The following is a 21,605-nucleotide window of genomic DNA, read 5'->3' as shown; positions in this document are numbered from 1 at the left end:
CAATGCACCACGCTCATTACAACATTTAGCGCGTTGCGGATCGACTAATCCTTACGCGCACACGAAGGTGCGATAATAGACGGTAACGTTGCTGTCGCTGTTACTGGTGAACTCAGTGACGTCACGCTGAATGGTGACTTCGTTGGTAGAGGGGTTGGTCACTGTGAGTGAAGAGCGCCCGTCGTGTCCGAAAAATTGAAAGCGCGACAGTTGATTGGACTCGGGGAAGCGCGTAATGATCTTGATTTTAGTGCTGCCATCGGCCATCACGTTGCCGTAGTCATTAATCCATACACCCGGCTGCTCAAATTCAAAGGTAAACGGTAAATCTAGTGGGTTTCGAAAGCGCGCGTCCGTTATCCACCCCTCGCTTAGTAAGAGCGATAACGAGGGGGCAGTCGCCACCCCTGCGTTATTCTGGCAATCATACTGAAAATACGCAGCGAGACGCTCTCCTAGATAGTCCACCGACTCTGCGGTTGTCGCTATCAGGCGATCTTGTGCTCTGAGCGTTTCGATACGAAACTGATTGACCGCCGCGACGCTTAACATCGCAAGCGTCGCGCCCAGTAGTATCAACAAATAACCGCGTTGTTTGCGTTGCAACCAACGCTGACCGGGACGATTGTAGTAACTGGGCATTATTAATTACCTACGACGATGTAATGACAACTTGCGTCGCAGACACCGTGATGTTGGCGTCACCATAGGCGACTTCCATTCTTGACCGTAGGCGCTGCTCAGCGATGGGTATGACCACGTCAAACATGTTCACGTTTGAGTTTACACGAACACTATAAGAAGAGTTAAACGGCGTTGAGACAGTGAAATCTTCAGGTAAGAAATCTTCAAGGTCGCTCCACGTTAAACCGGTATAGATCCCAGTTGGATAGGCGCGTTGTGCGGCCTTGATAATCACATTAACTTGATCCATCCCTTGCTGGACCCTCACGGCTTGGCGTTCGTTCTGGGCATTACCCCACAGCCCTAAGCCAATAATGACAATAGCTGCTAGCACAATGCCTAGTTCGAGCAAAGTAAATCCTCGAGCCTTTCTCAGGTTTGCAATCCCTGTGGTGTAATGTCGTTTGTTCATACTGCAATTCCCCTTGTTTAAGAAACTACCAAATAGGCGTTTATAGTATACATTGCATACAGTTATTTTAAATAATTATATTAGCGCTCTTGCGGCATTAATCGCAGTGAAACCCGACTGAACCCCAACGTACAAGGCCATTAGTATCATGATGAACATGATAAACGTGCTGGCGTATTTCAACGCCTTGATGGTCTCTTCTGGGCCGAGCTTGGAGATGACTTTCAGGGCGTCTTCAATTGAGCCTTTGCCGCTTTCCGCTGCCATTTTTAGGTAGATATTTAAACGCGCGGTCAATAGGCCAGTATCAAACTGAGATGCACCGCCAACACCCGCTTCTACATTGTCGAGCATTTGGTCGATGTGCATGCAGTCATACGGAGTGGCGGCCGCTTTCATCTGCTGAAGTGCAATCTTGATACTCAGTCCAGCCTCTCCCGTCATCAGGTGTAATGTTGAAAAAAAACGAATGGCAGTGAGGCGACGATAGAGAATACACGGTGGCCAATAGCGGTCAGCAGAGCGCCGCAGTTCACTGGTCCATGTGGGTAGCCAATAGATATGCATTGCAATCAAACCAATGCACAGTGGGACAAGGAATGGCCACGCTTTGACCAATAAAGTACCTGAATTCAAGATAAACAACGGCGCATCAAAGAACATCATTTTTTGCGGTTCTTCTGTCAACGCCATCTCGTAGGCGATATTGGCGTAGTTGGCGCAGACCAGTGCGGCCAGCAGAGCAAAGGTGCCACCGACTAGCTTAAATACCACCATTCGCTGCTCTTTTTTCACTGTCGCAACGGTTATTGATGCGGCGTTGATACTCTCCACGATATTGCTTGACTCTTCTGCGCTGCGAAACAACATGACGAAGTTCGAGTTAAACAGCCCCTCCATTGCGCTCGACATAGACTGTTCTACCAGGCGTTCCATCAGAATGTCGCACACCTCCAAGTTCGCAGAAAGCAGGTCCTTCTCATGAAGGTAGATCTCCCGCATGATTTTTAACGCAGCAGCATCCGTCATGCCTTCGTTTCCGGCGCCGCGTAACACTTGCATCAAATTTTCAATAAATTGGATCTGAGCCTTCATACCAAACAGCAGCTTAATTTTTGCCCGGGTGACAAAAGTGCTGTGTTCGCGCTTGGCTGCGTCCTCTGTCTGCTGACTGAGCATGTACCGGTTTTCAGTACTCATTACACGCCTCCATCACTGTTAATCTGATAGAAATCACCGTTACTGGTGTGGTAGCAGCATGTGTCAGCGCCCCCCCACAGATTGCAGACCTCATTTTTTAGCAAAAAGGGATCTGTTTCTCCCCGTTTCACCCGCCATTCAGCAATGTCATTGATGGACTTCCACCCTTTAGATTTAAGGTGAGCAACCATACCCTCCATGTCGCCTTTAGCGATAAATGGCAATATGTCCGTAGTGACTCGAATGTACTCCACGATCCCCAGCACCCCTTTTGTGCCGCCGTTGCATACATTACATTTGCCGGGCTCAGGATTTAAAAAGCGCAGTTGCTGTAACGTTTCCTCAGAATAGTTGAGCTCTCGCACTTGCTGTTGTTTGTCGAGTGGCAGCTGATTAATACCAATCTTGCAGCTGGGGCAAAGTCTCGGTGCAAGTCGGCTTGCTACTAACAATTTGATCAATCCAGGGTCCGCCAGATCTTGTCTAGATACTTTCATGTCCGCCAGACGCTGGATGATTTCCGCTGCGGAGTTGGCATGGACCGTAGATACGACCATATGACCCGTTCTAGCGGCGTCACGTAATTGTTCAGCCGTCGTAAAGCCGCGGATCTCACCAAGAAAAATGCCATCAGGGTCTTGGCGCAGGGCACTCTCTACTGCCTCGCCCCACTCGTGCTTGGGTGCCGTAGTTTGGGTAATAACAGGGTTGTAATCAGTAACCAGTTCAACAGGATCTTCAATGGTCACCAGTTTCTTGGCTCGGGGCCAACAGGAGCGCAATGCGGCATGAACCAAGGTGGTTTTACCCGACCCTGTTGGTCCAGATATCAGAACCTGACCATGAGTCGCTGCGCCGATTGTATCGTGAAGTGCCCGCTGCAACGGCAGATCGACATTTAGCTCCTCAAGCGTCGGAGGAGTACTGGAAAAACTTAAACGCAATGAAAGCTGGAGGCATCGGTCGTGGTCGCCTTCAATCGGCGTTTTTTCTCCCCGGATTTCGACTCTAACGCCTGTCTTGTCATGGGCATCCTGGATAGTGAAGCCAAAAGACACAGATTGCGGTGTGGAGTAATCAAGGTTACCCGCCCGAGACTTTGCGCCAAGGTTTTGCACGATTGTGGCAAACAGTGCCTCACCTAAGTCTCTGTCTTGTGACATGGTAAGTTCATCACGTATCAATCGGTCTACACGAAAGCGAGCCTCGATGTTTGAGCGCAGGTAGAGGTGGATATCGGTGGCGCCGCGCGAGTGGGCGATTCGTAGCAGGCGGTTTAAATAAGTCAGGGACATGTGTTTATGTGCCTGAATAGATTGTGAGCCTTCATCAGTTTGAAACTGATTCTCCATCAGTTGTCGCCAAAGTGCTTGAAACTGGTTCTCAGTCACCAATAACAGCGAGGCTGAGTGATGGCAGTTGGCTTGTACCGCCTCTTTGACGTTTTGGCAGTCAGCAAAATGCCGGTCATATGTCTCGCGTGGTACCAGAATGGTCCCATCAGAAAGCGGAATATAGGTAAAACCCGCTTTGTAATCTCTGAGTACGGCGTTTCTAAACGACTTCAAGGGGATCGCATTTTTAAATCGCTCGATAGGATCAGGCGTGTCAACTAGGCGATAAACGGGTTTTGAGTCATCATCTTCGGTATCGATGTACACGACATCGTGCGTGCTCTCACTCGAAACAATCGGCTCAATCTGACTGTCATCAGTGTCAACGTACACCACATCATGGGTGCTCTCACCCGCAGCAACAGTCCCCGCTTCGTTGTCGCCAATCGGGGATGGTGCCCCTATACTGGTGTTTACCGGATTGACTTCTTTTTCTAACGCCTGAGGAATATCGGTTTCGTAAAGGCTTTGGACGCCATCTGAAAGCACTCCTTCTATTGGCGTGTCAAGAAAGATATCTTCCACGTCGTGTTCGTCGAACCCATTTGATACTACCGGTGCTTGATCGTCTCTACTCATAAATCACGCTCTTTCTATGTTTAGCCCAAACAGATTGGGGGTAATTCTCGAATCGGTTCTACTGCCAAATCGACTAACTCGACGCAGTTAGGACGAGGATCATGCAGGGAGCGTATTTCGTAGCGGCCAGCAAGTACCATATTGACGTGCTGGTTGTTATGCGACCGCCCATCCACCACAAAATTCATCCGTGGTCCCACGATGGCTCGAAGTTCAATGATTGGCTCGCGCGTCTGCTGCAGGCCGGCTAACAGCTCAGGGTTTTCTAGCAGCGCCGCTCCTGAAATGTCACCATGCAGCAGCGCGTTCAGGCTGTTTTGATCGAGATTATGTGCGCCGCCACTCAGCAGGCTTGTAGGGGTGTCGCCTTTACTGGGGGTGTTCTCCATTATCTGTTTGCGCAAGGCAGCTTCTCTGTTTTGCAACTCCAGTAGTTCTAGTCGGCCGCGGTACTCGTGTCTGTTTAATAGGTTCGCAGCCGCTGTCTTAGCGTGCTCTTGTTGCTGCTTGGCAACATTCTCCGTCATGTTATAAATCGCCATGGCGCGATTATGAGAGGGAACCGGCACCCTTGGTGGAGCGGGAGCTTCTGTTGTGGTGGTAACTACTCGACCTTCGGGCGTTTGCTCAACCGTTTGGTTAGACGTTAGTGAGACTGGAGGGGCTGAAGGTGAGGCGCTGACCGCAAACAAATCAGGAATGAATGTCCTGATGGCCATAATGATTATAACCAATAGCAAGCCACCTAATATAATAGCTTGATTGCGGGTCTTCGTACTTTTAGCTTTCGTGTTAGTGTTCTGGTTCATGACTATCCCTGCTGGTCCGTATTGAGTTGCAATGAGTCTCCAAAGACTTCCAGTGTGACATGGCCGTTAAAGCCACAGGCATCTCGTAGTGGCGCTAGCGAGTCGTCCGACCCGACACTTGTAGCACTGGCAGCTTCGATTGCCCGCAATCCATAGTTTCGTTCAATCAGTTGTGATGCGAATAGCGCGAAATCTAAAGGCAGCCAGCATTTGAAATTGATGTTCACCAGACTTGACGCCCAGTAGCGTTCACTGACTCGCTGGCCTGGCACTACGCCCCCTTCATACATCATGAAGTTAAATGCATCTGTAAGATAAGAGATCTCGCTGGGTATGCTGGTCAGGTAAACATCCTCTCGATCAGGCTGGATCGCGTAGTGATGGATATGCGTCGCTAACGTAACCGCATTAGGGTTTTCGCCTTGCTCTACACTGGTTACATCACTGAGTAACAACTGGATCCCATTGCTGCTGGCCAGGGTGGTCAGCTCCTTTAGCGACGCATTGGAGGTAATGGGTAATGTGGTAACTGTCAATATATTGCGGTCAACCGAGAAGTCATAAACCCCCCAGTTTATCTCTGCCAAGAGCCTCTCCAGTGTGTCTAGGTTGACGCTTAAGGACACCATGCCCATGTGTGCGTTAACACCAGTCCTAGTGAGGATCTCGTTATATTGCTCCCAATTGTCAATTTCGTTAACGATGTACTGAACGCGTGCTAACTGGGCTTTTTTATCCTGATGCCGTTGATACCAACTTTGTCCAAATAAGGTAGCAAGCGCCAATGACACACCGACGCTGTTTCGAATATAGCGTCGCGTCGCTTTCGCTAGGAATTCGTCAATGGGTACAGTAGGCATCGTTGGCGGTAATTGCTGCCATGCGCTCAGATTGAAAGCCGTCAAAAAAGCCGTCCTAGATGGAATTGCAGTACAAAACCAATCATCACTGATGTGCTCGGTTCCTATGCACAGACTCAGGCTTGGTTCGTTTTCATCATCGGATTTGTTTAACACTAGCGGGCAACCTTCTATTGCATTCATCGTACGTTTCAGGTTGTTTTTGTAATCACTCAATGCATGGTCTTGATGCTCTTCAAGGGTTGCCAGTGCGCCTGTTATCGTGTCAGCCGCTTCTGCATATAACACTCGAGGTTTGCCCTCTCCGACTAACTGCGTCATCGTTTGACTGAGCAACTCGATTCGCTCTCGATCAATGTCACCTTCCCGTATACATAACTTGAGGATCTCTTCGTGGCTAACGCAGCCTTGTTCATCAAAGCGAAGCAAGTAGACCTCTGTGCCCAGCAGTTCAATGTACACAAGCGGACGGTGTTGTAGTCCCCCAACCTCTTCAGCTAGAAGTGCATATAGCTGTTGCGACAAAATGTAACCTTTGGATTGCGCGAGGTAGAGCGAGCGTGTCGCTGCTCCTCCTTTATTTGCGACAAGGTGGTGGCTATACACCCCGCGTGCGCGACGCAGTGCGCGATCCTGCGCGAACGGCCACCGAGAGAGTGGCTGCTCGCGATATGAAGGCATGATTAAGAAGTTCGGATCGTTAATGAACATACCGTAACCTCCCTTAAACTACAGTCGCGGCCGCTGAATACGAGGCGTAATGGCAATAATCGTCTCAATCCGGTCGGAAGAGCCGTAGTTAGCCATACCCAGTAGGCGGCTACCGGAACTATTCTCGCGTACGGATTTAGCTTCGCGACTCAATCCAGCCAACAGAAGTGTATCGCCAGAGCGCACAGTAAAACGGCTTAAGAAGTCCTTGTGTGTAATGGCTGGTGATTCAACGTAACTTGAAGAGTAGTTCTGGTCATCATCACCACCATTTGGCGCATTACCATCGCCGTTGCGATCTAGGCCTAGCAGTGTCGACATATTGGTAGCCATTCGAATATTCACGTCTTGCTCGTAAACACTAGGCAACACGAACAGTGAAAAGCCAACGTCAAACTCATCTTGTATCACGGTAAACTCTGTCCCTACGTTTACCGTCTGCGTGCTGGAGCGTTCTCGGATGTAGGAGATCGAGTCAAGGTCGCGAAGCTTAGCCACCGTATTGTGATGAGTAATCACCTTCGGCAGGGTGCGGTTGGATACCATGCCGCGAGACTTCAGCATTTCAATAAGCATTGACGTGCCACTAGCTCGCCCTTTGGTGATCTCGCCGCTGATAATGTGTGACCCAGCACTTGAGGACAGCGAGTTGACAAAGGTCGTACTCGAGCTAACGGCAATCGCCTTAGAAGTCAGTTCTTGCACCATCAAGTTCAAGTCAAACGCCTCAACATTCTCGTTGGTTAGCTTAACTTCAATCACCTCAACATCCATGATCACTTGGGTCCGGTAGATATCATTTTTTTGTCGAACAATGTCCGCCATTTGTGCGACTACATGTGGATAGTCTCGCACAGTGATAGTGCCTGCAGAGCGATTCAGGAAAATAGGAATTTCATCATCATTCTCGGCCGCCCCTTCTTCACCCCTTGATGCCAAAGAGATAACATCGCGGAACGACGAATAAGTTTTCAGTTCGTCGGTCAATTCACCCAATGGGTCATACTCTGCTGTGCTGTGAATATACTCATCTGATGAGACGATATTTTTGTTATCGCCTTCAGTACCGGAAGGGCCTTTACCTTGCCCAAACGATTCAATCCCTGGCGGTACCGCCACCAAGAACGTGCGCGTTTCGAACTCAGACCAGGAGATCACGTTGTCGCTATGTAGTTGATAGCTATAGCCGCTCGCTGAGGCAATCGAGTCCAACGCTTCACCGATTGTACGCCCGTAAAAGCTCACGGGGCGCTTGCTGTCTAGTCCGCCATCAAACTTAAAGTTAACGTAGATGTCATCGAATATTAGTTGGAGTGCGCTATCCAGCGCGATATCAACCCCTTTTGCGCCTTCTAAGTCTTTAAACCACCAGCGGGGTTTTTGAAGCTCTACGCGGGTAACTGAAGGTACAAAGAGATTGTCGACGATGCGGATGTGCTTATAGCGTCGTGTTTGTGATCGCATCTGCTCTATGTCTGCGACATCTTCAGCTATCGCAGATTCGATCTCTGCTCGCTGCTCACTCATTTCCAAGAATGAACAGCCTGCTAGCATCGCTGGCAACAGTAGGCCCCAAAGTCGAAGATTACGTGCCCTGAATGTAAATCCCTTCATGGTTTATAAATCCCTAGTTTCCTGCTGCGGAACCGATGGTCAGCTCCACAATGTTGTTGATGTAGACGACCGATTCGACGTTTTCTGAGTCAAAAAATGGGGCGATAAGCTTATCGAGTATTTCCAAAACATTTTCCCCGCGAAGGGAAAAATCGTTCTCAAAGCGCAAACTGCTGGGGAAATTTTCACGGGTGTATATAGAGCCGCCCAGCGTATGCCCAATTAACGAACTCGCATTGTGTTTAAGCGAGCCTCGCTTCACCTGGAACTCAATCTCACCATTTGGTAGCACTGATACGCGATCACTAAATGTGATGGCTAGATCAAGATAAGATGGCACCTGCTCATAGAGATTATCCAGAGCGCGGCTGCCATAACGATTGAAACTGAAAGTGTCCACTTTTGTCGCTTGTTTTGGCTGCTCAATCGCTATCTGAGCTTGCGATGCCGGCTCACTGCTGGTGGTTGATACCAGCGGCGACGTGGACCCGCTAGCGGGTTGTGTGGCAACGTTGGATACGAGTGCATGAGAATCTATCAGTTCCACTCTTTCGTTGGCTTGAACTGCGGTGGATTGTCCCGTCAGGAGCAATAGCATTAGCGCGCCGCTTGTCATTCGATTTCGTTTCATCCATCAATTCCTTTTAAATCTATCCCCTGAGGCTAATAGCACTGCGCTATTGCTTTACTTCGATTTTCTTGGCTTGCACGGTGTAATTGCATATACACTAGGCGGGTGTCTGGCTGGATTTGAGCCATCGCGAGTATGCCGTCGTGGTCTCGGGTAATAGCACAGGCGATTTTCGATACATCAACTTCCAGTTTGGAGCCGCTAAAATACAGGTCATACTCAAAACGTAGTGCCCCGCGCTGGTTGGCTGCGAGGAGGCTATTGTCAAATGCCAAGTTGTAATTCCACTGTTCATCCAGGTAACCGCGTACAGCCGTTTCTACGTCGACGCCTGACGCCTGCATTTTCCGGTCAAAATCTGGGTAGTAGCGAACGATCTGTTGAGCAAGTTGTTCTCGGGCCAGTGCTAATTCAGCTTGTTGATTGCGGGTATCAGCGAGCGCTGCCTCCAGTGTTTCTCTATGTTCTCGCTCTAGTTCTAATTTTTGTTGTTCAAGCAACTCGCCTTGCACAATGACGCGCTCACGCTGTGCGACGAGATCTTCGCTGTTCCTTCTTTGTTGTGCAGAGCTCGTTTCATTCACGCTGATTGCCAATTCCAATTCCATTTGACGCTGTTTGTTTAATCGGAAAGAGGCATCGAGCTCCTCACTGCGAGCAGCATGCTCAGCTTGTAGTCGTTCATACTCCGAACGATACTTTGCGTATAGCTCAGCTTTATGTTCAGCCACAACCGCTGCATTGCGAGCTTGCTGTGCCAACAAGGCCTGCTGTTCTCCACGCTTTAGTGCAAGGTCATGTTCTCCAGCGGCGATAGTTGATTGCCCTAACCAATATTGCCATTGGAAGCGAGCTGCATGCTCGGCGACGGTAGATTGCACGTAGTGCACTCCCGGATATCGGAATTCATCGGCCGGTGTCGCGATAATGGATTTCAGTCGAGTATCGGCTAGAAACGCGATACCGAAACGCTTGCCTGCATCATCATAGATCTCAGACCAGCGAACAAGATTGTGGTCATTGCCCTTAAATCGCAGTACCACCTCCCGAAAACGGTTGTCCGCGAACATTAATGTCCACCCTGCTGGTAGTAGCCAGCCACTCGATGTCTCTAGTGTCATGGCCTGCTGCGTCCGCCTGCCGCTCATTGATACATCATGACTCCGGCTACCCGCTCCGCTTATCGGAGGTGAAACTAGCTTCCCTGAATCGTCAGCCGGAACAGTCACATCTTTGGGGGGTGATGTCGGTGTCGCCCTGCCTGAGGAAATGGGTTGCATTCCGCCTTCCCACATGTCCGCGCCGGCAGTGAGGGTGGTTGCCCCTAAGAGCGCAAGTAAGACTGGTAGTCTTTCAACTTTCATATATAGTTCCGACTCAATTCATAGCCTACTGATACGTACTTTGCATTATACATAGTATTGCGCATTTTGACAGGCTTAGGTTTTGCTGGCAATAATCTTCTGAAAAGACCGTAAATGCGTGATTAGTTGGCTTTTATACTTGTGATGGCGCTGTGGATAGCGCCCTTTTATGTTGTAGTGGTAATTCGCGGCAGCCGTGAGCCAGTCTCGCTGGTTGCTGGACAGTTGAAGCATCTCGAAGTTTAACAGGTACGCTGTCACGCCTATCGCAAAGCAAGGATCCGTCATCAACATATCTGCCGTGACCGCAACGCCCCGTTGATTCAGATCTTTAATTCGAATGTCGTTGATACAGCTGATGCCATAGTCTTTGGTGCCATCACTATTCACCAAATATCCATGCCGCGGGCCTCGCTCTTGCCACAACACAGATAACAAGATCCATTCAGGGATTTGGAAGCGCAGTGCGTGGTTTCGTATACAATGCCCCAAGTCTTGATAGCCGGTCATCTTGTGCTTAAAGATCAATGCGCGATTCGTCTCCGCCTCATGACTGTAGGCGCCACAGCTCACCATCATAAGAACAACGGCAATCCTGCGTAGCGGTTTGGCCAACAACATGATTCTTTTCACCGTTAACACAAGCGCTGGCTATAGCCAGCTGAATCAACCGGTATAACCAGCGAGGGAGGTAGCTGTGGTCGCTTGTCGATACCTAAGGCACGCCATACCCGAGAGATCTCACTTAGTGATTGCTCCCGGTGCGGAGTGCATTGGCCGTTATCTATTGCAACGTAAAGCGTATGCGCGCTGCGATTTAGACTCAGATCAATTTGGTATTGGCGCCCTAACCGGCTCAAAATGATCTCAAGCGGTTCTTCGCTAGCAGACCAATTGATCTGCATATCCTTAAGCGCTGGCTCAACAAAACGCACATCAAGTTGATTACGTGATAGTTGCATCAACACGCTCTGAAGGGCCTGCCGCTGCCCTTTCCCGCTGATACTGTCCATGCTAGGTGCCGGCTCAGCTGTTGGTGGTTCTTGAGTCGGCAAATGGACTCGCAGTGCCGCCTGCGATGAAGCGGACAACACCAGTAACGTTGTTATTCCCAAAATTTTAAGCATGACAGTTTTGTATCCCGTTTCAGGTAGTTATGCTGCCGTTCCCTCAGGTTTGATGCATGACTGGGAACTGCGCGATAAATTCGTTGGTAGCGTGTAAGAAAGCTATGTAACAGTTTGGTTGGGGGGATCTTGGTGGCGACAATTAAACGCCGCAAAATGAGGTAGATGGCCATCCACGTAAGCCAGCGCATAAAGCCCGTGCCGAACCCTATGAACATCCCCACAATAATGGACATGAAAAACATCAAGGCGAACATGATGATCACTTCAAGCACCGTTAGTGGCCCCGCGGTAGCTACCATCCTGGATTCTTCACAGTAGGTGGCATCTGGGTCAATTTCGTGTGGGTCAAACTTATCTAGCATGCGCGTGATCCTCCATGTTGCTATTCCTTAAACCCCTGTAAGAATGTTGTCTAGCGCCGCCTGACTGATCACACCCTGCTCAAATAGGGCGCGCGCATGGGCGGTCATCGACTGCCCCTCCTCTTCCACTGCAGCGCCTACAGCTTCTAAAAGCTCCTGCCCTTTGTGCTTAAGCAGGCGTCTTTTTAGCGAGGGCGTAAAGTGCAAGATCTCTTGCACTGCCACGATGCCGCCATCCTTCGCTTGACTGAGGTACTGCACTACAAACAGCTCGGCATACGTCACAAGGTTGCCCAACACGGCATTGGCTTTTTCCGGTTCGACCTCATTATAAAAACGTGTGAATATGGCTGGGATGTTCTTCGCGTGCAGCGTTGTCAGCCCCATGTGGCCTGACTCAGCAATCTTTGGCAGAGTTGCAAATGTATCTTGATCCGATGTCTCACCGAGGTATATCACTTCGGGACCGCTACGTAGCGCATTGACCAGCGCATCATAAAACGTTGCAAAGTCTTCTCCTTCGCCAACACTGTGCTGCCATACAGGATTGTGTCCGGGAGCAGTATGAAGTAGGTATTCGATTGGCTTTTCGTAGCTCAAGATTATCCGATAGTCATCCTTGAGTTGGCGGAGGTGAGCGACGATGGAGGCGCATAGGGTCGATTTACCCGATCCGGTTTCACCGGCAATAATCACTAACCCTTGTCGTGGGCTGCAGTGTTTGCGTATCGTCTCGCAGACATTAAGTTGGTCAAATGTTCGAGGGACAGTTTCTAGAGAGCGAGCCACTAATCGGTAAGAGCGATATCCGTTAGGCGTTAAGTAATTACTTCCAGCAAGGCGGTATCGGTATCGCTCTGCATCATCCTTATGCACCTCTGCTGCATAACCTAATGAGTGGTCGCTTGCTGGATTGACTTCAAATGCATCTTTAACTTCGCCCGAAGGAGCCTTAAGACGAATATTTGCATTAGTACTGAATTTAAACTCGATGAACGATTCCAGCTCAGCCTGTGTCAGCAATGCCGCACGAGGCCGATAGAGTCGCTTTTTTCGCTTGATGACGATTGGCCACTCTGCGCACAGGTATATATCGTCAAAACTTCCTGCTCTTTCCAGCGAAATAAACAGCTTGTCCCACGTTGAGCCTAAAATCGATGCTTGTCGTTCGACGTGCTGGAAATCGGGATCCTCAATGAGCCTTTGTAAGTAATCGGGAGTGGGATCTGTTTCTGCTGGTGTGTCAGGGATACCAAAATTGTCAGCTAGGAAATCTGGCAGTTCAGGTGTATTCACTATTGTGCCCCAACCGTTGTCAGAATACGTAACTGCTCGGGATCGAGTAAGCTTTCTAGCGGTGGAAGCTGCGGGATCGCTATCCATTTGCGGCTGTCCAACTGCATGGTGGGCTCTACTGAAATTTCAACCAGTCTATCACCTAGGTTCATCACTGATTGGTTACCGGAGACGGCATTGCTGACTTCTTGAAAGCGGGGTTCGCTGATGAGGTTCTTGTCCCTCAGTATGATGTAGCGCTGAATTCCTTGAAGATCGTATAGCGTGCGGCCGAGTTGCATGCGGGTGTTTGCTATTGCCTGGTCGATACCAAGCTTCCAGCCTTCATTAAAATGGAGCTCCCAGGTTTTTCGTTCTTCTTTATTACCTGCTTCGGGAAGTGTCGACTGGTAATTGATTACTGGGGGGCGCGCATTTTGAACCATGTACTGGCGCCAGGTAGGTACCGTTTCGATGAAAAAAGGCTGCCGCGTTATCATGTACGTCTTGTCCGAGACTCTAAATGCTCTGCGATCGTCACGGGTGTATATCTTTCTTCCATCAACTTCATTTACCACTGGTGGCATAACGAGATAATGACGATAGGTGGTCAGGTAGGCACTGAAATCTAAGATCTCATCTAGATAACCGCCATAGTTTTCTAGGTACGCGTTAATGATGCGTTGTGCGTAGTATTCGCCGGCCTGCATGCCGAGGGTTCTGGCTGTATGGGCTTTACCCTGCTGTAAAATGTTTCCTTCTCTAGCCCTAGTTCGCACTATCGAGTGCGAGTAATCAATACTGCCCTTGTCGATGGTACTGAGATAGCGATGCATCTCCGCGCCTTCTTTCTCGATTATCGAAAGCTGAGTGTTAATATCAGAGGCGACCGCCGCCGTTCCACCGACGGTACTGAGGAGCAAGCACCAACCTAAACCTATGGCTCTTGTCATTCTGCTCATAGCAAGCTCCTGTAGGTAACAACCATCACGCCATTAGGCATATCGCCACGAGGCTGATGATCAGACGTGTAAGCGGTACCATTGACGTAAATGTCGACATCGGTCTTGTAGCGATCTATCTGTAAAGAGATATCTCGCAACCAATTGATGGCTTCCGTTTGTCGGCCGCTCAGTGTGATCCACAATGGCTCCATCGGCTTTGGGCCTTGATACTCGATCTTGTAGCCAGACAGATTGGCGAGTAAATCAAGCATGGTTTCAGCGGGGCCATGGTAGTCATTAAGGAGTACTGGCACGTCCATTCCGAGGGGAACAACCAGTCGGTCTTCAGTCATCCGGGCGATGTCGTTATCTTCAGTGAGTTGAAGTACTGCGCTTTGGTGTTCCATTGTGATTCGACGCGTCTCGTTAGCCTGCTTGGCTAGGTCGCTCAGGTAGTTGTCTAATGATGCGGTGATCTTCTTGGCATCGTCAGTCATGTCGGATTTAGTGTTCGCACACCCACTTAACAAGGCCATCGCAATTAAAGCGGTCACCGATACTCTGTTTGGCATGCTTTCCCTCACTCGCCCCAAGATATATAATCAAACAACCATATGCAGTATATAGTGTATTGCGTGTTTTTGACAAGGATAAGTCTCCGTGCATTGTAGTCATCTAGAAGCGCTTATAGCTGGTAATAGTCAAATGATCGTTGGGGATAAGCAGCTCAGTAAAAGCTACTACGACAAGTTGCGCTCACTGTTATCACGCTATCAGCAAGAGCACGGCTCCCCTGGTGAGGATATCTCTGCTTGGTTCCAGTTAGTCAATTTCGCCATCGAGCGAATAGCGACAACGAACCAGCATTCCGGTTGGCGTATCTATCGTGGCGCACTAAACCAAGTGTTAAATGCGTATTTGCAGGTCGACCCGCCACTCCCAGAGTCATCGCTAACCAGTCTCCGTCACGCGCTGGCAAATCTCGCGAATACCCGTGGATTAAAGAAAACCGATGTTAAGGTAAAGTCGGCTGATGATACTCAGCGGCGAACAAAGGCCAAGCGTATCAGTGTCGAAGATTTATACACGTTGCGGCGCGTGGTAAAGAGCGACGACGACCAGTTCGCTATAGATTGGCTGGAGTTCACGGTTCTGTGCAATCTCAGGCCAAACGAATTGAGAGGTGCATTTATGCTGCGAGTTCCAGCAAGTGACGGGGGCTATATTCCTGTGCTGTATGCGCCAAATACTGCTAAATCGTCTGCCACACAAGTCCGTCAAGCCCTCAATGATGACGAGCGTTATCGTCAAATACCCTTGGATGCCTTAAGTTTCGCGGAGCGCCGCTTCGTGTCGGATTTTATGGTGCGATACCATGCGAAATGCCGAGCCGTTGGTGATCCGCATGCTGTATTTGAGACCAGTCGAAAGCGTTTGTACACATTGACTAACAACCACTTAGGTTTCTCAATCTCGCTCAGTGTTGGGCGCACCCAATTCGCGGCTAATCTTAAGCGCGCAGAGATAGACGAGGAGACCTTGGCTAATCTGATGGGGCACACTGATGTTAGCCGAGCCAAACGCAGCTATGGCCGAAAAAGCTTTGGCTGGGGAGGTGTGGCGCGTCAGCAAGTTGCATCCGCTGAAGAAGAGGAGGTTAGCGATAGCGGGGAGTGATTGAGATCCAAACGTCAAACGAGGATCAGGCTGAAATTATCTTCTGCCGTTTTGGCTAGATCGCTTGTAAACGCATTTAATGAACCTTGGACTTCCTTTATGGTTCCCTTCAGAAGATCTTCAGCATCGGCCCAGAATCCATCTGAGCAAAGAAGCAACTCACCATGTTCTGGTTTAGGCATGGTTTTGGTTTTAATCATTCCCTGACAAGAATGGCCTACCTTGAGCTTACAGGTTACTAGATTGCGACTTTGCAGGTACTGCTCTTTGGTGACCCTTTCATCGAGATAAAATTGAAAAAGTGGTGAATCATCTTTAGTGAACCACTTAACACCTCCATCCGTTAGGCATCCGACTCTACAATCACCGCAATGGGCTAACGCTATCTCGTTATCTATAGCGAGTACTGCGGCAACGCAGAAACACTTTCCTTGATAGTCGCTAGGAACTGATTGCAGCGCTGTCTCAATGTTATTTTTGAGCATCTGTTCAGCGCTACAGGTTCCGTCCCAGTTCGCTCGTTGTAGTTGCTTGCAAAAAGATTGAACTGCTGATTGCGTATCCTTCGAATGGCCAATCCCATCACATACGATGTGCACATGCCCCCTCCCCGCCTCCCATGAGCAAGCATGATCAGCATTTACAATCTCTTCGATACCGGGGTGACTCATTATAAATCTTGAGGTCAAACTAGCCTCCATTGCTTAATTGAGCAAAACGCTCAGAAATAATATCGTAGCGTTCAGGCTCTTCGCCCTGAAGAGCATTAACAAGCAAGTAATCAAAGCTTGGATCTGCTTTAAATCTTCTAACTCCCTCACTGATATACCCAGACAGGTCATCTGGCCCAGCAGCGATTTCTGTGACTAAGGTGTCTCTTCCATTAACTAGAACCACGATATCCTCTGCATCCTTGCTTTCAAGTATGTCGGTCCCACGATGGAAGAATGCTTCTAGCTTCGTTGCCAACAGGTACTTTGCTTGGGCAATTTGAATTCGTGTTCCCGTTATGGGCAACTCATGGACTATTGGATTCTTTTGGCAAGCTTTAAACCACTTATTTGAAAAACCCAACACCTCTTCATCATCGGGCATTACATCAACTAACACGCCATTGCAGATAAAGCGACACAAGGGGGCAGTCTCGCCTTTTTGGGGGATCTCTTCTGAAAACCCTTTTTCTTTCAATAGGTCGACGAGCTTGTGATAATCGGTATAACTGGTCACGGAGACTATGAAATCGACATCCTTAGTGCTTCGAATATCTATTGGCTGGGCATCATCAAGATGCAACGAAACGGTGGCCCCGCCCACAAAGGTCACTTGGTTGAGAAGCTCTTCTCCAAGCGCATCTGCGATAGTTGATAGCAATACTTCATGCTCGGTCATTGTTTTTACTAAACTCAATTAAATTTAAGAAAGGGGAGAGTCTGTTCTTTTTCCCTCGCTGTTCCTGTTCGGAATATATCAACAGCGGCTAGCATTTTATAGAGATGCCCATCAACCATAACGGCTTTAGTGACAGATTTATATAAGGGTTCAATAGCCACCCCTTTCACGGTTCCCCTCGCGCATGGCCAAACTGGAGGCGTTTCAACTGAGCTAGCAAAGATATCTTCGAATACAGGTGCAGCATTAGCGGTTGGGATCCCACGGACTATGCCTCCTCTTTTTACAAAGAATGAAATGCCGGATCCGTACCGTATGAACTCTACCAACTTTGGGCGATTAACCTTAATCAACCTGGTGCCCATTTGAGTCAACAAGCCTGCACCAATTGCTCTTTTAACTGCATTATTCGTCTCACTAACTGACATAAATAGTTGGGCAGCAAGCTTCCGGTAGGTCCAGTTAGTCATGTCGCTTTCTTGTGGCTTCATCAAGAACATGTCGATCATTCTGAGCTCTTCCTCATCAAAATCAGGCTCTCTCTCTATCGCCTCTGCAGAGTAGACTTCAGGTCCTGAATACACTTCGACATATTTCTCAGTGGGATCATTGGGGTGTAACCATGCTTGCCCTTGAAGCTGGTAAGTTAACTTCAGGTGACTTGGTTGAAAGTCCTCATAAGATAGAATCTTCAAGACAACCAATAAATCTTGGCTTTTTAGCATTTATGAGCGCCTTCTGTTGACAAACGTGATACTTGGCGTTATCCACCGTTCGCTGTTCGCGAACAGCGAACACAGTAGAGCAACTAAACAAAACCATTGCAACTCCAGCTTCATTGCTTATATCTATCAATGGACGCCATTCGATTGGTTTTTGTGAAGCTACGGGTGGCTTGAAGCGTATAGAAGATGGCCTTTAAAAATAGAGGCTACACTTTGCCAAAAACAGTAATACGAACACGGCAAAAGGCCTCTCAATTATCGGCCTTAACGCTAGGCCAGCGGTATCTTTAAACTTCTCCGCATACGCTGCCCGTTTGGCTAGCCAAGCCAGTGACATCATAAGCATCAGCCAGTAGGCTGCGTTAATCAAATTCGTTCTTACATTAACCTTCGTCTCTGTTTGAAGGGTGTATAACTCGGAAGGACTACGCAGAAAGGCTACCTTGTTGAATTGAGGTGTAAGGCGAAGTCGAGTGCTCTCCAGTGCCAATTGGACTCGTTCACCGGGTTCTATTTCTTCCATCTCATAAATGGCCAGTTCTGTAAGCGCTAAATCCTGCCGTACAATTTTGTCCAAGTACACATTTGTCGCCCCATAGCTCAAGACGCTGCTGCTTAACACTGAAATCTGATGCATCATGCCAAGTGCCTACTTTAGATTGTTCACTATTTCATTGACTACGCCGGTGCTGTGAATACGGTCGATTTCACGAGTGACCATCATATATAGCTGCTCTTCGATATCCGCTTCTTTGTCTGCGGTTAAGTCTTCAATCTCTTCATCGCCAGTTTGTAACTCTTCACGTAAACGCTGCTTAATTTGGTCTCGAGTGCCTTTCATGGATCCTGAAGGGAACAGGTTTATCAGAGCTTGCAACCATTGAGAGTCCCCGTACTCTTGCTCCAGTCGCAGTTTATGAGGTAAGTCATCACTGTCGGTGCTCAATCCCCATAATAAAGGTCCACAGCAAAGGAATTTTACTCGCTGAACAAATTGCGAGGCCTTGGTATTAGCGACTTCAAAGTTCTTCACTATATGTAGTATTTCATTACCCACTCCCGGCCGCGGGCCATGCAATGACCCCAGTACATCTGCCGCGGTCGAGTTGGTTAAGCCAAAGTCACTGATAACATTAGCCTTAGCCTCGCCACTGAAACCTGAGTAAAGAAACACGTTTGATGCGATCCCTTTAATGCCAGCTGTAAAATCTGAACTTTCATGGCTGGCCATATTGATTGACAGCTTCCACTTTGGCCCTTCTTTGGCAAAGAAGTTAATGAGCTCTGCACCCGCCACCGGCATTGATACCTCGCGCCCGCTATCCGTTGTCTTCTTCACTGTCACTGAGTGCCACTCATCCAATGACAAGGTTTTATCCAGATTCGAATAGCGATTGACACGCTCTTTCCAATAGTGCTGGTAGCGCTCTGGTACCCGGCGAACCATGTCTTGTGTTAAAAAGAAGTTCTTCATACCGACGCTCATGGCCATCAAGTACTGTGCGAAGGCCTCATTTTTAGACGCGCCAGCTGCATTGGCCAGTACTGGGCGCATATCAAAACAGACCACGTGAGCATCCTGGATGTCTAGCGTGGTAGGCCTAGTCAGATAGTCCATATTCTCGATATGCTCTGATAGGCGTGTGCGAATGTTATCTATCGCCACTTGGGATGTCTGCTTGTAGTGCTCTAGTTCTTGACTGCCGGTATGTAAAACGTCCAATAAATCTCCCGCTAAAGGCAACGCAAGTCGGTGTGCGTAAAGCGCCAGCTCCTCCTCGCCTCTTTCAAATAGCTGGTCTCTTAACGAGTAATATGTGTGCTTACCTTGCTCAATGGGTAGATTAAGTTGTTTAATTGCATCCCTTAGGCTCGCAGGTGTTGAGCCATCCACCAGCTTGGGCTTGCCAGTCCTACATTTTTGAAAGGCAAGCTGAATCAACTTGCCGAGTATTCTATCCGTGTACTCAGGCGTTTCTCCCGTGCGACCATCAGCGCACACCGCCCGATAAAAGTTAAGCATTATGGCCACTTCCTCTTGGGCGGGCATGGTTTGGCCGAGCCTTATTTCCAGAGGGTTGTAGGACCAATTACCCCTATTGGGATCCCATGTGTGTTCAAAGATGAGCTTCTTTGCCGCCACTGTACCAAGTCGCTTTCGCAATAACAGACGTATTAACTGCAGTAACCCTTTACTCGTTGGCCCAACATCGATAATCGTGAGTAGGTTCAAGGTTGCCCCACCTTCTTTTATAAGGGCGATCAGATTCTTGATGTTCATTAACAGCGACTTGCCCTGACGAGGCTGGGCAATAAACAGCGAAATATCAAATGTCTGCCCGCCTGAACCGCTTGGCTGAAAATATAATGGCTTGCCATCATTAGATCTGAACGTCATCCCGCCACCGGTCCACAGTTTCGCTGCGCGTTGGTGCGGAAGCATGATGGGTACCTTGTTGGTATTGATCAGCGCCCCTTGCGAATGGGAACGATAGCGTAAACCTGCTATAGAGCAGACAAATGTCTCAACCGGATCGACGTTGTCAAACCGCATTGCGGCTTTCCCCCAATCATGCAAAGCACGATTAAACGTCTCTGCATCTCGCTGGACTTGTCGAGGATCGGTGCCAATGATGACGATAAAGGTCTGCATGCACACAATGGGGTGGCCTTGGTTCGCAAGGAACTGCCGATACTGTTTCTGGACATAGGCTTTGCGGTTTTCTTCGCCACTTCGGCCAAACGCAATCATGGTGTCATTGATGTGGTCGAGCAAGCCGTAGTCCGGCATCGAGATAATCGACGTCATACGGAAATTCATCTTCGACATCTTTGCCGCTAGCCTGTTGAACGTCACCTTGCTCTTGGGAAATGGCTGCAGCTCGTGAACGCTGTAGTACGTGTTACCAAGGCGAAGTAACTGGCCGTCACCAATGTCTTCATCGCGCATCTGTCGGCAATTGAATTGCTCGGCTAAGGCTGGAATAAACAACCCTGACAGGCTTGGTCTTCCTGTTTCTGGGTCTAATGCTAAGCTGTTATGTCGAACGTCGACCTCTTTGTCATCAACAAACTGCAAGGGAGAATGCATCTCACTCACCTCGCGGTCCAGCTGATATTGCAGTGTCGCGGCTGCTTTTTTCGCGAGCAGCCTCTGATACAGCGCGTTAAACGACTGTAATGCTTCTTCTAGCGCAGCTCGATGGCCTTCATGTGTTTTGAGTGTGTCTGAGGCAAAGGTGAATGGGCTGTGTGCATTGGGAAATAAGTCGGTATGAAGACGTCGACGCTGGCTGGTTTCTCGTTTAACTTGCTTTTCGACTGGAGAAAGCAGGTCCTCTTCCGTTGCTCGGTTAGGTGTCGTCCAAATGGCGATATAGATGTCTTCGGTATGACATAGTGCGCCATTTTGCGTGTCCAGTTGCTCTTGGATGTAATTGTACTCAAACCCTAACTTATTGGCCGCGTTCACCGTGCCTGCGGTCTCTCGTTTTATCTCCTTAGACACCGTGACTGAATCAACTCGCTGCTCGTAACTCCACGAGATTATGGGCTTCCCACCAGGCGACTTGTCATTGCTGTATAGCATCGCGAACATACCTTGAAGCCCATTTATCGCCGCAGCCAGCTCTTTTTTGCCATGTACCGCGGCGATGCCTTCAAGGCGATATAGCGTCATAATGGGTCCGGAGCGAGTCCCTAGTGCATAGCTGTCTTGTGGCAGATTCATTTCTAGATCGATATAACTGAATAGGTCTTTTTGCTTCTTATCAGCGCGCGCGCGTAGCAAGTCTTTAAACGTCTCAAACATGGGATTTGCCTTTGTCCTATTAGACCGCTCTTAA

Annotated in this window: 21 protein-coding genes; 1 reads left to right on the top strand and 20 read right to left on the bottom strand. The window is 48.9% G+C overall.

What is annotated here, in order from left to right:
- Window positions 1-51: 51 nt before the first annotated feature.
- From G462_RS0115500 to G462_RS0115430, 15 genes are all read right to left on the bottom strand, one after another.
- Complete coding sequence (locus G462_RS0115500; RefSeq protein WP_026959799.1) at window positions 52-642, bottom strand: hypothetical protein; 591 nt, start codon at window positions 640-642, stop codon at window positions 52-54.
- A 10-nt stretch (window positions 643-652) separates the two neighbouring features.
- Complete coding sequence (locus G462_RS0115495; RefSeq protein WP_026959798.1) at window positions 653-1,096, bottom strand: type II secretion system protein; 444 nt, start codon at window positions 1,094-1,096, stop codon at window positions 653-655.
- Between the two features lie 75 nt (window positions 1,097-1,171).
- Window positions 1,172-2,296 (bottom strand): hypothetical protein, encoded by a 1,125-nt coding sequence (locus tag G462_RS0115490; protein ID WP_026959797.1) that lies wholly within the window; start codon window positions 2,294-2,296, stop codon window positions 1,172-1,174.
- Window positions 2,296-4,269, bottom strand: a complete 1,974-nt coding sequence (locus tag G462_RS0115485; protein WP_026959796.1) for a GspE/PulE family protein — start codon at window positions 4,267-4,269, stop codon at window positions 2,296-2,298. Before G462_RS0115485 ends, G462_RS0115490 begins: the two co-directional genes overlap by 1 nt.
- A 20-nt stretch (window positions 4,270-4,289) precedes the next feature.
- Complete coding sequence (locus G462_RS0115480) at window positions 4,290-5,078, bottom strand: hypothetical protein (protein ID WP_026959795.1); 789 nt, start codon at window positions 5,076-5,078, stop codon at window positions 4,290-4,292.
- A 2-nt stretch (window positions 5,079-5,080) separates the two neighbouring features.
- Window positions 5,081-6,649 (bottom strand): hypothetical protein, encoded by a 1,569-nt coding sequence (locus G462_RS0115475; protein WP_026959794.1) that lies wholly within the window; start codon window positions 6,647-6,649, stop codon window positions 5,081-5,083.
- A gap of 18 nt (window positions 6,650-6,667) precedes the next feature.
- Window positions 6,668-8,263, bottom strand: coding sequence for a hypothetical protein (locus G462_RS0115470; RefSeq protein ID WP_084405089.1), 1,596 nt, complete (start codon window positions 8,261-8,263; stop codon window positions 6,668-6,670).
- A gap of 13 nt (window positions 8,264-8,276) precedes the next feature.
- A complete protein-coding gene (locus G462_RS0115465) occupies window positions 8,277-8,894 on the bottom strand; it encodes a hypothetical protein (RefSeq protein WP_026959792.1) in 618 nt (205 codons plus the stop codon).
- Between the two features lie 32 nt (window positions 8,895-8,926).
- Window positions 8,927-9,964 carry a hypothetical protein gene (locus G462_RS0115460; RefSeq protein ID WP_157378638.1) on the bottom strand — a complete coding sequence of 346 codons (1,038 nt, stop codon included), beginning with the start codon at window positions 9,962-9,964 and terminating at the stop codon, window positions 8,927-8,929.
- 369 nt (window positions 9,965-10,333) lie between these two features.
- Window positions 10,334-10,879 (bottom strand): lysozyme family protein, encoded by a 546-nt coding sequence (locus G462_RS0115455; protein ID WP_026959790.1) that lies wholly within the window; start codon window positions 10,877-10,879, stop codon window positions 10,334-10,336.
- Window positions 10,880-10,893: 14 nt separating this feature from the next.
- Window positions 10,894-11,271 carry a hypothetical protein gene (locus G462_RS0115450; protein ID WP_026959789.1) on the bottom strand — a complete coding sequence of 126 codons (378 nt, stop codon included), beginning with the start codon at window positions 11,269-11,271 and terminating at the stop codon, window positions 10,894-10,896.
- Window positions 11,272-11,363: 92 nt separating this feature from the next.
- A complete protein-coding gene (locus G462_RS0115445) occupies window positions 11,364-11,750 on the bottom strand; it encodes a hypothetical protein (RefSeq protein WP_026959788.1) in 387 nt (128 codons plus the stop codon).
- A gap of 27 nt (window positions 11,751-11,777) precedes the next feature.
- On the bottom strand, window positions 11,778-13,046 hold the full coding sequence (locus tag G462_RS0115440; RefSeq protein ID WP_026959787.1) for an ATPase, T2SS/T4P/T4SS family: 1,269 nt from the start codon (window positions 13,044-13,046) through the stop codon (window positions 11,778-11,780).
- Window positions 13,046-13,987, bottom strand: coding sequence for a type IV secretory system conjugative DNA transfer family protein (locus G462_RS0115435; RefSeq protein ID WP_026959786.1), 942 nt, complete (start codon window positions 13,985-13,987; stop codon window positions 13,046-13,048). The genes G462_RS0115440 and G462_RS0115435 overlap by 1 nt, the downstream gene beginning before the upstream one ends.
- Window positions 13,984-14,541, bottom strand: coding sequence for a DotD/TraH family lipoprotein (locus tag G462_RS0115430; protein ID WP_026959785.1), 558 nt, complete (start codon window positions 14,539-14,541; stop codon window positions 13,984-13,986). Before G462_RS0115430 ends, G462_RS0115435 begins: the two co-directional genes overlap by 4 nt.
- A gap of 88 nt (window positions 14,542-14,629) precedes the next feature.
- Here G462_RS0115430 and G462_RS0115425 point away from each other — a divergent pair, with 88 nt between their 5' ends.
- A complete protein-coding gene (locus tag G462_RS0115425; RefSeq protein WP_026959784.1) occupies window positions 14,630-15,646 on the top strand; it encodes a hypothetical protein in 1,017 nt (338 codons plus the stop codon).
- A 14-nt stretch (window positions 15,647-15,660) separates the two neighbouring features.
- On the opposite strand, the gene G462_RS0115420 is transcribed toward G462_RS0115425, so the two are convergent.
- The 5 genes from G462_RS0115420 to G462_RS0115400 form a co-directional block, all read right to left on the bottom strand.
- On the bottom strand, window positions 15,661-16,317 hold the full coding sequence (locus G462_RS0115420; protein WP_026959783.1) for a PP2C family protein-serine/threonine phosphatase: 657 nt from the start codon (window positions 16,315-16,317) through the stop codon (window positions 15,661-15,663).
- A 19-nt stretch (window positions 16,318-16,336) separates the two neighbouring features.
- On the bottom strand, window positions 16,337-17,035 hold the full coding sequence (locus G462_RS0115415) for a nucleotidyl transferase AbiEii/AbiGii toxin family protein (protein ID WP_035477955.1): 699 nt from the start codon (window positions 17,033-17,035) through the stop codon (window positions 16,337-16,339).
- A gap of 14 nt (window positions 17,036-17,049) precedes the next feature.
- Complete coding sequence (locus G462_RS23010) at window positions 17,050-17,760, bottom strand: hypothetical protein (protein ID WP_026959781.1); 711 nt, start codon at window positions 17,758-17,760, stop codon at window positions 17,050-17,052.
- Window positions 17,761-17,953: 193 nt separating this feature from the next.
- Window positions 17,954-18,400, bottom strand: coding sequence for a hypothetical protein (locus G462_RS0115405; protein ID WP_157378636.1), 447 nt, complete (start codon window positions 18,398-18,400; stop codon window positions 17,954-17,956).
- Window positions 18,401-18,409: 9 nt separating this feature from the next.
- Window positions 18,410-21,571, bottom strand: coding sequence for a hypothetical protein (locus G462_RS0115400; protein ID WP_026959779.1), 3,162 nt, complete (start codon window positions 21,569-21,571; stop codon window positions 18,410-18,412).
- Window positions 21,572-21,605: the final 34 nt, after the last annotated feature.

Origin of the sequence: Aliagarivorans taiwanensis DSM 22990 (assembly GCF_000429505.1) — a bacterium.
Classification (GTDB): Bacteria; Pseudomonadota; Gammaproteobacteria; order Enterobacterales; family Celerinatantimonadaceae; genus Aliagarivorans; species Aliagarivorans taiwanensis.
Note: the sequence above shows the minus strand (reverse complement) of the source record. Positions and strands in the feature narration are given on the sequence as shown.